14 protein-coding genes are annotated in these 13,410 nt (G+C 69.8%); 11 read left to right on the top strand and 3 right to left on the bottom strand.

The window, feature by feature from the left end; genetic code table 11:
• Positions 1-12 precede the first annotated feature (12 nt).
• From ACN27E_RS24540 to ACN27E_RS24510, 7 genes are all read left to right on the top strand, one after another.
• A complete protein-coding gene (locus tag ACN27E_RS24540; protein ID WP_422745488.1) occupies positions 13-1,200 on the top strand; it encodes a sensor histidine kinase in 1,188 nt (395 codons plus the stop codon).
• 27 nt (positions 1,201-1,227) lie between these two features.
• Positions 1,228-2,013 carry a LytR/AlgR family response regulator transcription factor gene (locus ACN27E_RS24535; protein ID WP_422750093.1) on the top strand — a complete coding sequence of 262 codons (786 nt, stop codon included), beginning with the start codon at positions 1,228-1,230 and terminating at the stop codon, positions 2,011-2,013.
• Positions 2,006-2,380, top strand: a complete 375-nt coding sequence (locus ACN27E_RS24530) for a hypothetical protein (protein ID WP_422745487.1) — start codon at positions 2,006-2,008, stop codon at positions 2,378-2,380. The genes ACN27E_RS24535 and ACN27E_RS24530 overlap by 8 nt, the downstream gene beginning before the upstream one ends.
• A complete protein-coding gene (locus tag ACN27E_RS24525) occupies positions 2,377-4,116 on the top strand; it encodes a cation acetate symporter (RefSeq protein WP_422745485.1) in 1,740 nt (579 codons plus the stop codon). Before ACN27E_RS24530 ends, ACN27E_RS24525 begins: the two co-directional genes overlap by 4 nt.
• Before the next feature lie 246 nt (positions 4,117-4,362).
• The gene (locus ACN27E_RS24520; RefSeq protein WP_422750091.1) at positions 4,363-4,692 is read left to right on the top strand and encodes a DUF485 domain-containing protein; all 330 of its coding nucleotides are present in this window, start codon (positions 4,363-4,365) and stop codon (positions 4,690-4,692) included.
• Positions 4,689-6,329, top strand: coding sequence for a solute symporter family protein (locus tag ACN27E_RS24515; RefSeq protein WP_422745483.1), 1,641 nt, complete (start codon positions 4,689-4,691; stop codon positions 6,327-6,329). Before ACN27E_RS24520 ends, ACN27E_RS24515 begins: the two co-directional genes overlap by 4 nt.
• 111 nt (positions 6,330-6,440) lie before the next feature.
• On the top strand, positions 6,441-7,625 hold the full coding sequence (locus ACN27E_RS24510; protein WP_422745481.1) for an MFS transporter: 1,185 nt from the start codon (positions 6,441-6,443) through the stop codon (positions 7,623-7,625).
• Here ACN27E_RS24510 and ACN27E_RS24505 read toward each other — a convergent pair.
• Entirely contained in the window at positions 7,606-8,829 is a 1,224-nt protein-coding gene (locus ACN27E_RS24505) for a sulfotransferase family protein (protein WP_422750090.1), read from the bottom strand. The two genes, ACN27E_RS24510 and ACN27E_RS24505, sit on opposite strands and share 20 nt — an antisense overlap.
• 52 nt (positions 8,830-8,881) lie before the next feature.
• Here ACN27E_RS24505 and ACN27E_RS24500 point away from each other — a divergent pair, with 52 nt between their 5' ends.
• The 4 genes from ACN27E_RS24500 to ACN27E_RS24485 are packed head-to-tail and all read left to right on the top strand — an operon-like array spanning position 8,882 to position 12,734.
• A complete protein-coding gene (locus tag ACN27E_RS24500; protein ID WP_422745480.1) occupies positions 8,882-9,469 on the top strand; it encodes a TetR/AcrR family transcriptional regulator in 588 nt (195 codons plus the stop codon).
• Complete coding sequence (locus ACN27E_RS24495) at positions 9,466-10,569, top strand: DUF1214 domain-containing protein (RefSeq protein ID WP_422745479.1); 1,104 nt, start codon at positions 9,466-9,468, stop codon at positions 10,567-10,569. The genes ACN27E_RS24500 and ACN27E_RS24495 overlap by 4 nt, the downstream gene beginning before the upstream one ends.
• Before the next feature lie 49 nt (positions 10,570-10,618).
• Positions 10,619-11,920, top strand: a complete 1,302-nt coding sequence (locus ACN27E_RS24490; RefSeq protein ID WP_422745477.1) for an acyltransferase family protein — start codon at positions 10,619-10,621, stop codon at positions 11,918-11,920.
• 52 nt (positions 11,921-11,972) lie between these two features.
• Positions 11,973-12,734, top strand: coding sequence for a MerR family transcriptional regulator (locus ACN27E_RS24485; RefSeq protein WP_422750088.1), 762 nt, complete (start codon positions 11,973-11,975; stop codon positions 12,732-12,734).
• A 14-nt stretch (positions 12,735-12,748) separates the two neighbouring features.
• Here ACN27E_RS24485 and ACN27E_RS24480 read toward each other — a convergent pair whose 3' ends face one another.
• Together ACN27E_RS24480 and ACN27E_RS24475 are read right to left on the bottom strand one after the other, a co-directional pair.
• Positions 12,749-12,916: a DUF5302 domain-containing protein gene (locus ACN27E_RS24480; protein ID WP_422745475.1), complete on the bottom strand. Its 168-nt coding sequence runs from the start codon at positions 12,914-12,916 to the stop codon at positions 12,749-12,751.
• A 41-nt stretch (positions 12,917-12,957) separates the two neighbouring features.
• Positions 12,958-13,401 carry a PPOX class F420-dependent oxidoreductase gene (locus ACN27E_RS24475; RefSeq protein ID WP_422745473.1) on the bottom strand — a complete coding sequence of 148 codons (444 nt, stop codon included), beginning with the start codon at positions 13,399-13,401 and terminating at the stop codon, positions 12,958-12,960.
• Positions 13,402-13,410: the final 9 nt, after the last annotated feature.

Genomic DNA, 13,410 nt, shown 5'->3' with positions numbered 1-13,410 from the left:
CCACGAGGTGTGATGTCGGGCGAGCTGGCGATAGTTCTGGCGGCCGTGCTGCTCTGCGCGGTGGCCGCCGCGGTGATCGTCGTGCGCACCCGCCGGGTCGTCTCGACCCCGACCGAACGCGCGGTGCACGCAGCGCTGCACACCGCATCGCTGGCCGCCCGGGCGCTGCGCCGGGGCCTCGACGCGGCCTCCGCCGAGTCCGCAGCCCCGTTCCTGCGCACCCTCACCGGCACTGAGGGCATCGCGCTGTTCGGCACCGACGGCCGGCTGCTCGCCCGGGACCCCCGCGGGGACCTGATCTGGGAGACAGCGCTTCCCGAGCTCGCGACCGCGACCGCGCAGGAATCGATCGCCGGGGAGCGCCGCGTGCTCAAACGCAACGCGGGCTCGTCCCTGATCGCCCAGCCGCTGCAGGCCGACAACGGTGATCTGCTCGGCGTGCTGGTTGCGGTCACCGCGCGCTCACCCGGGCCGGGCCTGCTCGGCGCCGTCGGCGAGGTGACCCGCTATGCGGCAAGCCAACTCGAGCTGGCCGAGCTCGACGCGTCGCGGGCCCGCCTGGACCGGGCCGAGGTGCTGGCGCTGCGCGCCCAGATCAGCCCGCACTTCATCTACAACGCGTTGAACACCATCGCCTCGTTCGTCCGCACCGACCCGGACCGGGCCCGCGAGCTGGTCCTGGAATTCGCCGATTTCACCCGGTACTCGTTCCGCACCGCCGGTCAGTACACGACGCTGGCCGAGGAGCTGCGCAACATCGACCGTTATCTGACCCTCGAACGGGCCCGCTTCGGCGCGTCGCTGTCGGTGCGTCTGCAGGTCGCCCCCGAGGTGCTCAACGTCGTCGTGCCGTTTCTGGCCCTGCAGCCCCTGGTGGAGAACGCGGTGCGGCACGGCTTCGCCGGCCGGGGTGGCGGCACTGTGGAGATCATCGCGCGCGACGAGGGATCCGACTGCGTCATCACCGTCGAGGACGACGGTGTCGGGATGGACCCCGACGCGTTGCGCGCCGGCCCAGATGACCCGGAGGACGCCGGGGCCCACGTCGGGCTGACCAATGTCGATCATCGCCTGCGCGCGGCGTTCGGCAACGACTACGGTCTGGTGGTCGAGACGGCGATCGGCGCGGGCACCAAGGTCCTCATGCGGGTGCCGAAGTTCCGGTCGGGCGTTCGGGCCAGCGGAGGTGCAGTGCGGTGAGGGTCTTCGGATGAAGGCGCAGTGACCGTGTCAGGCGTCGCGCTGTCGGTGCTGGCCGTCGACGATGAGGCGCCCGCCCTCGACGAGCTCGCCTATCTGCTCGGCCGACACGCCGGTGTGGGCGAGGTCGTGCAGGTCGGCGATGCCACGGCGGCACTGCGGGAACTCAACCGCAGACCCTTCGACGCGATCTTCCTCGACATCAACATGCCCGGATTGTCCGGTCTGGAACTGGCCGGCATCCTGGCGAACTTCGCGCACCGGCCCGCGGTGGTGTTCGTGACCGCACACGACGACAAGGCGGTCGCGGCGTTCGACGTCGGCGCGGTGGACTATCTGCTCAAACCGATCCGGCAGGACCGGCTCGACGAGGCCGTGCGCCGGGTGGCGACCGCGCGCGCCGCGGAGCCTCCGGTTGCCGACGATCCCGAATCCGACGTCATTCCCGCCGAACTCGGCGGCATCACCCATCTGGTGCCGCGCGACACGATCGGCTGGGTGGAGGCCGAGGGCGACTACGCCCGGCTGCACTCCGCATCGGGTTCGCATCTGGTGCGAATTCCGCTGAGCGCCTTGGAGACCCGCTGGCGCGACCACGGCTTTCAGCGCATCCACCGGTCCTACCTGGTGTCGCTGCGCCTGGTGACGGGGCTGCGGACCGGTGACGGCGCCGTGCTGGTGCGGCTGCGGGCGAACGGGGCGTCGCCCGCCGCCGAACTCCCGGTCAGCCGGCGCCAGGCCCGCGAACTGCGCGACCGGTTGGTGCGCGATCCGATGCGCCACCTCAAACCCGCCGGTGCGGGCGATGAGTGACACCGAGCGACCACACCGCGAACGCATCGTGCTGGCCCACCGGCGCGGCGCGCGGATGGTGCGCACGCGGATCGAGGTGCAGGAGCAGACCCAGGTGGGCGACGCGCTGGTCCGCGGCCTGGTGCGCGCCCAGTTGGGTCTGGCACTGCGACTGACCGCGGTCGTGCTCGGCGCCGTCGCGGCGATCCTGGTGCTCGATGCGGCCTTCCCCGACCTGGCGGCGCTGACCGTGCTGGGCGTGCGGCTGAACTGGGCGGTGCTCGCCGTACTGGTCTACCTCCTGCTCTACGGCGTGGGACGGATCTACGTTCGCCTGGCCGAGCAGGCCGAACGTGACTTCGTCCGCGTCGTCGACGGGGAACCGTGACCGGCTCGCCGCTGACCGCGGCGGCGCTGTTGGCCGCCGCCGTCGCCACCGTGGCGATCGGCGCCTACGGTGTACGGCTGTCCCGCACCACCTCCGACTTCCTGGTCGCCTCCAGGACCGTCGGACCACACTGGAACGCCGCGGCGATTTCGGGCGAATACCTGTCCGCCGCCTCGTTTCTGGGCGTCGCCGGCCTGATCGCCAAATACGGCGCCGACGCGCTCTGGTACCCGGTCGGCTTCACCGCCGGTTACCTGGGCCTGCTGTTGTTCGTGGCGGCGCCGCTGCGGCGGTCCGGCGCCTACACCGTGCCCGACTTCGCCGAGTTCCGGCTCGGCTCGGCGCTGTTGCGCAAGGTGGCGATGGTGGTGGTCATCGTGGTGTGTGTGGTGTATCTGGTACCGCAGTACCAGGGCGCGGGACTGGCGCTCAAAACGCTGCTCGGGATGCCGGTCTGGAGCGGGCCGCTGCTCGTCGGCGTCATCGTGATCGCCAACGTGGTCGCGGGCGGCATGCGGTCGATCACCTTCGTGCAGGCGTTCCAGTACTGGCTCAAGCTCACCGCCGTCGCCGTACCGGCGCTCGCGCTGGTGGGTCTGTTCGCCACCGACCGCGGTGAGCTCGGCGGCCCCCTGCCCCCGATGGTGCACCAGCAGACCACGGTGACCATCGAGACCGATGTCGTGGTGCAGGTCGCCCAACCGGCCGGCATCACGGTGTCCGGCCTGCTGGACGGTTCCCCGGTCACCGAGTCGCCGATCGCGACATCGGGCGACCATCGCCTCGGCGCGGGCAGCACGATGACGCTGGCCGCCGGCGCGACCACCCCGGTGCTCGCCGGCACCCCGACGACCGGGCGGGAGTGGATCACCTCCGGCACCGGGCTGGGCGGCGGACATCCGATGTATCAGGTGCTCTCGATCATCGTCGCCACCTTCCTCGGCACGATGGGCCTACCGCACGTGCTGGTGCGCTTCTACACCAACCGCGACGGGCGGGCGGCGCGCCGCACGGCGCTGGCCGTCATCGCTCTGCTCGCGTTGTTCTATCTCTTCCCCACCCTGCTCGGCGTCTTCTCGCGGCTGTACGTACCGCAACTGCTGATCACCGGTTCGGCCGACGCCGCCGTCCTGCTGGCACCCGGTGCGGCCATCGGCGGACTGTCCGGCCAGCTGCTGGCCGCCCTCGTCGCCGCCGGAGCGATCGCCGCCTTTCTGGCGACCTCATCGGGTCTGCTGGTGAGCATCGCCGGGGCGCTGGCCACCGATGTACTGCGCGGGCGCGTGCGCGACTTCCGCCTGGCGGCAGTGGTCGGTGGGCTGATCCCGATGCCCCTGTCGCTGATCACCTCCGGTCTCGAATTGTCGCGCAGCGTGGGGCTGGCGTTCGCGGTGGCCGCGTCCACCCTGTGCCCGCTGCTGGTGCTCGGCATCTGGTGGCGTGGGCTCACCGCCACCGGGGCCGCGTGTGGACTGATCGTCGGGGGCGGCGCCTCCGGCCTGGCGGTGGCCCTGGCCATCGGTGACGTGGTCGACGAGGGCGCACTCGGCGGCTGGCCGGCGGTCATGGTCGGCTATCCCGCGGCCATCACGGTGCCGATCGCATTCGTCACCATGATCCTGGTCAGCCGATTCACCCGGGCCCGCGCACCGGCCGACGTCGCCAGCGTCTTCGCCCGCATGCATGTGCCCGAACGGCTGGGGATGGGCATCGAGCGCGTCCCTAGAGGCGGATGAGCGCTTGCGCGAAGACCCAGCGGCACGGATGAGCGCTTGCGCGAAGACCCAGTGGCACGGATAACGGCCACCGTTCGTCGCCGTCGATCGACCGTTCACCGCACACCCCACGGGCTTCGCCGTAGCGGTCGCCGACACGCCCTCTTTGTGATGCACATCTCACCTAGCGTCACTGTGCGAACCGGTTCACAGACGACGTCAGGAGTCACGGTGCCCGAAACCGATCTGCCCCATCGCGAGGCCGACATGCCCAGCGGCGACCGGTACCTCGCCATGCAGGCCAGCCCCGAATTCCAAGAATTGCGAGCCAAGCTGCGGGGCTTCGTGTTCCCGATGAGTGCGGCGTTCCTCGTCTGGTACGCCACCTATGTGCTGCTCGGCGCGTTCGCCCACGACTTCATGGCCATCACGGTGTGGGGAAACATCAACGTCGGCCTGATCATCGGCCTCGGCCAGTTCCTGACCACCTTCCTCATCACCGCGCTGTACGTGCGCTTCGCGAACCGGGAGATCGACCCCCGGGCGGCGGCCATCCGTGCTGAGCTGGAGACCGGACCGCAGGGGCCGGGCGCATGACAATCCTCGCCGCCGAGGCCGTCGGCAACCCCGTCGCGAATATGTCCATTTTCGCGCTGTTCGTCCTGGTCACCCTGTTCATCGTGATCCGGGCCAGCAAGAAGAACGCCACCGCCGCGGAATTCTTCACCGCCGGACGTGCCTTCACCGGTCCGCAGAACGGCATCGCCATCTCCGGCGACTACCTGTCGGCGGCCAGCTTCCTGGGCATCGCCGGCGCGATCGCCGTGTACGGCTACGACGGGTTCCTGTACTCGATCGGCTTCCTGGTCGCCTGGCTGGTGGCCCTGCTGTTGGTCGCCGAACTGCTGCGCAACACCGGCAAGTTCACCATGGCCGATGTGCTGAGCTTCCGGCTCAAACAGCGGCCGGTCCGGGTCGCCGCAGCCACCAGCACCATGGCGGTGTCGCTGTTCTACCTGCTGGCGCAGATGGCCGGCGCCGGTGTGTTGGTCGCGTTGCTGATGAACATCCAGAGCGACATCGGGCAATCGATCGTGATCGCCGTCGTCGGGGTGCTGATGATCGTCTACGTGCTGGTCGGCGGCATGAAGGGCACCACCTGGGTGCAGATCATCAAGGCGGTGCTGCTGATCGGTGGGGCGGGCGTGATGACGGTGCTGGTGCTGGTGAAATACGGCCTGAACCTGTCCGAGATGCTCGGCGCCGCCCAGCAGATGGTCAGTGGCAGCGCCGACGCCAAGGTGGCCTCCCGCGACGTGCTGGCCCCCGGCGCCCAGTACGGCGCATCGCTGACCACTCAGATCAACTTCATCTCGCTGGCCCTGGCTTTGGTGCTCGGCACCGCCGGACTGCCGCATGTGTTGATGCGCTTCTACACCGTGCCGACCGCGAAGGAGGCCCGCCGCAGCGTCGTCTGGGCGATCGCCCTCATCGGCGCCTTCTACCTGTTCACCCTGGTGCTCGGCTACGGGGCGGCCGCGATGGTCGGTCCCGACCGGATCCTCGCCGCCCCGGGCGGGGTGAACTCCGCGGCACCGCTGCTCGCGTTCGAGCTCGGCGGCGTCATCCTGCTCGGCATCATCTCGGCGGTGGCCTTCGCGACCATCCTGGCCGTGGTGGCTGGACTGACGATCACCGCATCGGCGTCGTTCGCCCACGACATCTACGCCAGCGTGCTGCGCAGCGGCCACGGGAAGCGGGAGGTGACCGAGAGCGAGCAGGTCCGGGTCTCGCGGATCACCGCGATCGTGCTCGGCGTCCTGGCGATCGCGTTGGGCATCCTGGCCCGCGAGCAGAACGTCGCCTTCCTGGTGGCGCTGGCGTTCGCCGTCGCCGCGTCGGCGAACCTGCCGACCATCCTGTACTCGCTGTACTGGCGGCGGTTCAACACCCGCGGCGCACTGTGGAGCATGTATGGCGGCCTGATCTCGACCATCGTGCTGATCGTGTTCTCCCCCGCGGTGTCGGGCACGGCGACATCGATGATCAAGGGCGCCGACTTCTCCTGGTTCCCGCTGGCCAACCCGGGCATCGTGTCGATCCCGCTGGCGTTCCTGCTCGGCATCGTCGGCACCCTGACCTCGCCCGGAGACCGGGGCGAGGACATGCGCAATGCGGAGATGGAGGTGCGGTCGCTGACCGGTGTGGGCGCGGAGAAGGCGGTCTCGCACTAGACCAGGATCACTGTCGGTCGAGGAAGCCCGCGGCGGCACGCCGGCGTTGCACCACTGGTGACGCCGACTCGCCGCGGGACCGCCCTCGCTGACCGCCTACCGTCTGACGCTGTGCCCGTACGCCCGAGCCGTTTCGCCTTCCCACTTCTGGCCTACGCCTTCGCGGCGATGATGCTGGGCACGACGATGCCGACCCCGCTGTACGCCCTGTACGCCGACCGGATGCACTTCGCGGTCCTGACCACCACGGTGGTCTTCGCGACCTACGCCGCCGGTGTGCTCCTCGCACTGCTGGTGTTCGGGCGCTGGTCGGACGCCGTCGGGCGGCGCCCCGTGCTGCTGGCCGGCGTGGGGTTCGCGATCGCCAGCGCCGTGGTGTTCCTGGCGGCCGATTCGGTGCCGGTCCTGCTGGTGGGCCGGTTGCTCTCGGGCCTGTCGGCCGGCGTGTTCACCGGCACCGCCACCGCGGCGGTCATCGAGGCGGCTCCGCCGCACTGGAAGGCCAGGGCGGCCGCGGTCGCCACCGTGGTGAACATCGGCGGTCTCGGCGCGGGACCGCTGCTGGCGGGTCTGCTCGCGCAGTATGCGCTGGCCCCACTGCACCTGGTGTTCATCGTGCACATCGTGATGTCGGTGCTGGCCGCGGCCGCCGTGCTCGTCGCCCCGGAGACCTCCGAACGCACCGGAACCCTGGGCCTGCAGCGGTTGTCGGTGCCGCCGGAGGTGCGCTCGGTGTTCGTCGTCGCCGGGCTGGCCGCGTTCGCCGGGTTCACCGTCACCGGGTTGTTCGCCGCGGTGGCACCGTCGTTTCTCAGCGAGGTCGTGGGCATCGAGAACCACGCCGCGGCGGGGGCGATCGTCTTCACCATCTTCGCGGCCTCGGCGGTCTCACAGATCTTCGCGGGCCGCATCGAACCGCGGCGCGCGGTCGCGGTCGGCTGCGCGATCCTAATTGCCGGTATGGCGGTTCTCGCGGTGGCGCTGCACTTTTCGTCGCTGCCCGGACTGATCGCCGCGGCGATCGTCGCGGGCGTCGGTCAGGGCATCAGCTTCAGCCGCGGCCTGGCGGCCGTCGCCGAGCGCACCCCGGCGCAGCGCAGAGCGGAGGTCAGTTCCACCTACTTCGTCGTCGCCTATGTGGCGATCTCGCTCCCGGTGGTCGGCGAGGGCCTGGCCGCGCAGGCCTGGGGTCTGCGCACCGCCGGGGTGAGCTTCGCCATCGCGGTCGGCGTACTCGCGGTGATCTGTCTGGTGGCGATCCTGCGGCAGGAGAGAGCTAACCCAGGAACCGACTGACGTAGGGCGCGAAGCGCATTCGCAGCTGCGCCTCGTCGAGGCCGAACATCTCACACGACGTCTGGACCCGGCCCAGCCGGCCGCGGTGGTGGCTGGCGAGGTAGCCGTCCATGGCCGATCGGCTCTGTGGGGTGAGTGGTTCGCCGGCCAGGTCGTAGATGCGCCGGGCGACAGCGGGTTCGTCGGCCATGAACTCGTCGAACCTCACGTCGGTGGATCGCTCGGGCCCCACGGTGTCCCGGTCCTCGACCAGGCGGTTCAGCATCAACTCCAGGCGGTCGATCCACGAGGCCGCGATCTGCTCGACGGGCACCGGGCTGCGGTGCATCCGCGCCGAGTAGGTGATCATCGCGAGCATCGAGGTCGCCACCGGCACCGGGTCGCGGTGGGTGAACACCACGACCGCGTCTGCGAACACCTCGGCCAGCACCGGGATCTGCTCGAGATGCTGCGGGGATTTGAGCAGCCACCGCCGGCCGCCGCGCAGGAACTGCAAGGCCTTGAGTTGCACGGCGAGATGGGCGTAGTGCGGGCGCTGGTCGTGGGTCAGATAGTGCTCGCGCCACCGCGGAACATCGGCGAGCGTCTCGAACAGCATGGTCGAGAAGTCGTTGGCGAGCAGCTGAATCTCTTCGTGCACATGGTCGGCGGTCATCTCGTGCATCAGGCGGAAGTGCGGCATCACGATGTCCATCACCGTGACCGCGGTGTCCATCCTGACGCGCCGCGGGTCCGGTTCGACGCCCGCCTCGGCGGGCAGCGGGAACGGTTCGACGGCCTCCCAGTAGGGCAGCGTCCGGAAGGTCGGTGCGGCGGCGAGCAGGTTGTGCAGATGCGTGGTGCCGGTCCGCGGCAAACCGGCGATCACCACGGGTGCGGTGAGTTGCACGTCGTGGATCTCGGGATGCCGGGTCAGCAGGTCGGTGAGCAACAGCCGGTTCTTCAGCAGCTGCAGGAGCTGGGCGTGGAAATTGACCACACCGGCCGGGTGCAGATCCTCGATGTCACGCAGGGCGGACAGGTAGACCTCGAGTCGCTCGCGGTAGTCCTGGTCGCCGAAGTCGTCGAGGCCGGTCTCGGCCCGGGCCCTGGCGTGCAGCGCGTCCGCGTCCAGTGGACAGTCCGCGGCCATGGTGGCCATGACGGCGCGGATCTGTTCGGCCTCCGGGCTGAAGCGGGGTTTTGCGAGGTCGTCGAGCGTCACGACGGTGGCTGTGGCGTCGGTCACAGCGACATATGTTACTTTGAGTTTCGTAATGGCGACAGACTTCGGGCGACCTCGCGATCCCCGCATCGAATCGGCGGTACTCACTGCCGCGGTCGACCTGCTTGCCGGGACCGGGTACGCCGAGCTGACGGTGGACGCCATCGCCAAACGGGCCGGCACCAGCAAGCCGGCCATCTACCGGCGCTGGCCGTCGAAGGCGCATCTGGTCCACGAGGCCGTCTTCCCCATCGACCACACCACCGAGCTTCCTGACACCGGCACGCTGGCCGGCGATGTGCGCGAGATGCTGCGCCGCACGCTCGCCGTGCTGACCACCCCGGCCGCCCGGGCCGCCCTGCCCGGTCTGATCGCCGAGATGGCCACCGATCTCAGCCTGCATGCCGCGCTGCTGGTGCGTTTCAACGACATCCTGGCCCGCGATATGGCCGAACGGCTGGCCGGTGCGGCCGCTCGCGGCGAGGTGCGGCCCGGTGTGACCGCCACCGATCTGATCGATGCGCTCGCCGGCATCACCTTGCTCGCCCTCCTCACCCGCGGTAGCGACGCCGGCCGCGCCCTCGACGAGTCCTGGATCGACCGCACCACCGACCTCATCACGAAAGGCATCGGCGCATGACCCACGAATCGACCGCCGCGTGGCGCGAGTTGCTCGACACCCTCGGCGGTTTGGACACCTCCTTCCTGACCGGCGACCGCGCGGTGACCGACGACCGGCACATCGCCGACGGCTACCGGATGCTGGCCACCACGCTCGGCGTCGCCTTCGACACCTATCTGTTCGCCGAACCCAGCCGGCCGATCTTCGTCGCGGTGAACACCCCGTTCCGCCGCGACCGGCGCTGGGGCGGCGACAACACCGACGCCTACTACTTCATGTGCCCGGTCGACGAGAACCGCCGCTACCGGATCAGCGGCAATCGCGGTGACAGCGTCTACTTCTCGGTGACCGCCTACAACGAACCGTCACCCGGCGCCTGGTCGGACCGCATCGTCGCGATCGTGCGCGACGACGAGCTCGACGTGGACGCCGACGGCGAGTTCACCTTCGACCTCGGCCCACTGCCGGGCGCCGCGGTCCTGATGACCCGCGACTACCAGGCCGACCCGCTCACCGGCCGTCCGGTCGAGTGGCGCATCGAGGCGCTCGACGAACCGGACCCGATCCGCCACGGCGACGCCGAAACCGCTGCGGCGCTGCGCGCGAGCGCGGCGTGGTTGCGCACCATGTTCGCCATCCTGCCGCTCGCCGTCGGGGTGCGCAGCGAGGACGCACATTCCCTCGGCCACGAGACCGCCCACGCGGCAAACGAATTCGCCGAGCCCTACCAGGTGCCGGATGCGAACTTCGGCTGGTCGGCGCGCGACGCCTGCTACTCCTACGGCAGCTTCGTCCTCGCCGACGACGAAGCCCTGGTGATCACCCACCGCCCGCCGCCCTGCCGGTTCTGGAATCTGGTGGTGTGGAATCAGTTCATGGCCGGCCCGTGCGTGACGGACGCCCGCACGTCGGTCAACGGCCACAGCGCGGTGCCCAACGCCGACGGTTCGGTGACCGTGGTGCTGTCCAACCAACCGACCGCGCATCCCAACGCCCTCACCACCGTCGGCTATCCGCGCGGCAACCTCGCATTCCGGTGGTTCCTGGCCGACGAGGTGCCCGCCCGCCCGCAGGTCGAACTCGTGACGAGGGCCGACGCACCGGTGCGTGTGCAATAGCGTGGTTCTACTCATGACCGGTCCCCGCAGGCCGATCTAACGTGGCCGCATGGCTTCTGCGACCCGGGTGGCGACCCGGATCTTCCCCACCCCGTCCGATGTCGCGGCGGGCACCCCGCACACCCGCGACCGCGCGATCGACGTCATCCGCATCGTCGCGCTGCTGGCGGTGGTGCTCGGGCACACGCTGATGGCGACGAGCACGCTGCGCGACGAGGTGTTCATCTGGGACAACCTGCTCGCCGAGGTGCCCGCGTTCCAGGCGCTGACGTGGATCTTCCAGATCATGCCGCTGTTCTTCTTCGCCGGTGTCGCGGCCTGTCTGGACTCCTGGCGACCCGGAATCAGTTGGGGCGGTTGGCTGCTGCGCCGGTGCACACGGCTCTACCGGCCGGTGTTCTCCTACCTGGCCTGCTGGGCGGTGGCCCTCACCACCCTGCGCCTAATCCTGCCTGTGCACGTCTACGAACCGATCGCCGGCATCTCGGTGCAGCTGCTGTGGTTCCTGGGCGCGTATGTCCTCGTGCTGGCCGCGGTGCCACTGCTGAGCCTGCTGACCACCCGCGCCCGCGCGCTCGGCGCGGTCGCCGCGCTCTACGGCGCCATCGCGCTCGTCGACGTCGTGCGGCTGACCGTCGACGGGGTCGCGGCGCTGGGCTATCTCAACACCGTGGTGTGGCTGATCCCCGGCGTGCTCGGGGTGGCCTACCGGCGCGGCCTGCTCACCCCGCGGGCCGGGGTGATCCTCGGCATCGCGATGTTGATCGTCAACATCGCCCTGATGCGGCTCGGACCCTACGAGCTGAGCCTGGTCGGGGTCGAGACCCAGCAGCTCAAGAACATGTCGCCGCCGTCGCTGCTGCTGGCCGGTCACGCAATCATGATGTGCGCGTTCGCGATCGCGGCCGCCCCGGCGATCGCGCGATGGGCGCGGCGGCCCCGGGTGTGGTGGTTGACGGCGATCGGCAACTCCGGCGCGATGACGCTCTACCTGTGGCACATGCCGGTGCTGCTCGGGATGCACCTGGTCTTCGACTACCTCGGCTTCCCCCGCTTCGACCCGTCCGCACCGGATTTCGTCGTGCTGTCGATCGTGCAGGTGCTGGTGATGGCGACGCTCGTCGGCGTGGCGTTCGTGGTGCTGCGCCCTCTCGAGAACAGCCCGCTGCCCGGCTGGGACGGCGGCACGGTGGCCGGCCCCGGACTGCGCAGCGCCGCGGTCGGTGTTCTGTTGTGTGTGGCGGGCGCGGCCACCCTGGCCTGCGTCGGGTGGGGTCTCAAGGACCTCGGCCTGTGGTGCGTGGCGATCATGCTCGTCGCGCTGGTGACCGCCCGCAGGCTGGCCACTTGACCCTCACGCGACGTGAGGCTGCAGTCTGATCGACGTGACGCAGGAGATGCCGGTGGACGAGCTCACCGTGGGCGACGTGGCGCGGCGATTCGGTATCACGGTCCGCACGCTGCACCACTACGACCACATCGGGTTGCTGACGCCGAGCCGCCGCGCCGCCTCGGGTTACCGCGTGTACACCTCGGCCGACGTGGCACGCCTGTCGCAGGTGATCGTGTATCGCCGGCTCGGGCTGTCGCTCGACGAGATCGCCCGCCTGCTCGACGAGGGCGACGAGGTCAGCCATCTGTTGCGGCAGCGCGAACGCGTCACGGCCCGGCTCGACGAGATGACCGACCTCGTCGCGGCAATCGATCAGGCATTGGAGAAAGCGATGACGAACACCCCCATGACCGACGACGAGATGCGCGAACTCTTCGGCGGCGGCTTCGACGACTATCAGGCCGAAGCCGAGCGCAAGTGGGGCGAGACCGCCGAGTGGAAGGAATCGCAGCGGCGGGCGAAGTCCTACGGCCGCGACGAGTGGACCCGGATCAAGGCCGAGGGGGAAGCGGTGGAGAAGGCGCTGGCCGACGCGTTCCGCGCCGGGCTGCCCGCCGACTCGGAGGCGGCGATGAACGCCGCCGAAGGACACCGGCTGCACGTGAATCGGTGGTTCTACGACTGCCCGCCGGCGTTTCACCGCAACCTCGGCGACATGTACGTCAGCGACCCGAGATACGTCGCCACCTACGACGAGACATTCGGTCTACCGGGCCTGGCGGCCTACTGTCGCGAGGCGATCCACGCCAACGCGCAGCGCTGCGGCCACTGAACGGGCCCGCGCCGTCAGCCGCTCTTGCGGCGGAACTCCCGGTGGCTGCCGGCCGGTCCATGCTGCTTGGGTTGTTTGCGGCCGCCGTCGCGGTGGTCGGTGCCGCCGGAGGTGTTGGCCTTCTTGCGTTCGAGCGCTTCCCGGAACCTGCGCTTGGTGTCGTCCTCCGGCTGCTCTGACATGCCGCCAGCCTAACGCCGAGTGTGCCGTGCCGGCGCCGGATTCACCGCACGCCCGGCGGCATGCCGTACAGGTGTGCGATCGGCAGGGTCAGCAGGACGCGGCGGTCGTCGACCATCGCGCGGCGGTAATCGTCCCAGTCGGGATGCTCACCGGCGATGTTGCGGTACAACGCAATCAGCGCCTCGACGGTGTCGTCGTCCGGCGCCGCGGCGGGCGGGGTGAGCACCGCGTCGCCCTCGGCGACCGCATATGCCCAGCCGTCGTCGGAGCTGACGTGCAGCGACGCGCGCGGATCACGGCGCAGGTTGCGGGTCTTGGCCCGCGGCTCGGTGACCGAGACCTGGATCGTCGCGGTGCGCGCGTCGAAGTGATAGGACACGTTGGACAGCTGCGGCCGGCCGTCGCGTTTGAGCGTCGCCAGCACCCCCAGCGAATTGCCGCCGATGAGGGCCAACAACTTGTCGTCGAACACCTGGCGTGCCATGGCACGAGC

The organism is Mycobacterium sp. WMMD1722, from assembly GCF_049315205.1.
Taxonomy (GTDB): domain Bacteria; phylum Actinomycetota; class Actinomycetes; order Mycobacteriales; family Mycobacteriaceae; genus Mycobacterium.
The sequence above is the reverse complement of the archived record's forward strand: the minus strand, read 5'-3'. Positions and strand labels throughout refer to the sequence as shown.

Coding starts and splice junctions, on each gene's coding strand:
- ACN27E_RS24540 (WP_422745488.1), top strand. CDS start 13: ATGTCGGGCGAGCTGGCGATAGTTCTGGCGGCCGTGCTGCTCTGCGCG.
- ACN27E_RS24530 (WP_422745487.1), top strand. CDS start 2,006: ATGAGTGACACCGAGCGACCACACCGCGAACGCATCGTGCTGGCCCAC.
- ACN27E_RS24520 (WP_422750091.1), top strand. CDS start 4,363: ATGCCCAGCGGCGACCGGTACCTCGCCATGCAGGCCAGCCCCGAATTC.
- ACN27E_RS24515 (WP_422745483.1), top strand. CDS start 4,689: ATGACAATCCTCGCCGCCGAGGCCGTCGGCAACCCCGTCGCGAATATG.
- ACN27E_RS24500 (WP_422745480.1), top strand. CDS start 8,882: ATGGCGACAGACTTCGGGCGACCTCGCGATCCCCGCATCGAATCGGCG.
- ACN27E_RS24495 (WP_422745479.1), top strand. CDS start 9,466: ATGACCCACGAATCGACCGCCGCGTGGCGCGAGTTGCTCGACACCCTC.
- ACN27E_RS24490 (WP_422745477.1), top strand. CDS start 10,619: ATGGCTTCTGCGACCCGGGTGGCGACCCGGATCTTCCCCACCCCGTCC.
- ACN27E_RS24480 (WP_422745475.1), bottom strand. CDS start 12,916: ATGTCAGAGCAGCCGGAGGACGACACCAAGCGCAGGTTCCGGGAAGCG.
- ACN27E_RS24475 (WP_422745473.1), bottom strand. CDS start 13,401: ATGGCACGCCAGGTGTTCGACGACAAGTTGTTGGCCCTCATCGGCGGC.